Origin of the sequence: Campylobacter sp. BCW_4323 (genome assembly GCF_001763115.1) — a bacterium.
Classification (GTDB): Bacteria; Campylobacterota; Campylobacteria; order Campylobacterales; family Campylobacteraceae; genus Campylobacter_D; species Campylobacter_D jejuni.
Genome location: NZ_MJYC01000082.1, coordinates 1,362 through 1,838, shown reverse-complemented (window position 1 = coordinate 1,838; position 477 = coordinate 1,362). Strand labels below are relative to the sequence as shown.

Here is a 477-nt window from a genome sequence, read left to right as displayed (position 1 = left end):
TGCTAATGTAGATGAAAAAGGAAATTTAATCAATGAAGAATACGCTTATATTTATGATGAAGTTAGCAATAATAAAGAAACCTTAAAATCTTCTCTTTTTAGACAAGAATGGGGTATAGCAGCAGGAATACTAGGAAAACCTGAATATTTTGTGCGTTCTAAAAATCATGGCTTTAATGCCAGAATGATACAATGTTTTATTTTATATATTCAACTCACAGGTGGAGGATATGAAGAATTAGGTATAAAAAGAGGAATTTATAATTATGCTGATAATCTTTTAGAAATAGGTATGGCAGGGATACATAAAAATCCTTTAAGGGCTAAATTAGTAAAAGATTTAGCTAAAACTATACAGCCTGATGAATTTGGTATGCTTCCTTTTATAGATGAGATTATGGGAGTAGATTGGGTGATTGATTTAAATCGATATAAATTTGCTCTTGATGAAGAAGGTAGAATCATTTGGGCTTTATA

1 pseudogene is annotated in these 477 nt (G+C 29.8%); it reads left to right on the top strand.

The features are described from left to right. A pseudogene (locus AJN60_RS08380) lies at positions 1–477 on the top strand (hypothetical protein); the annotation flags it as partial.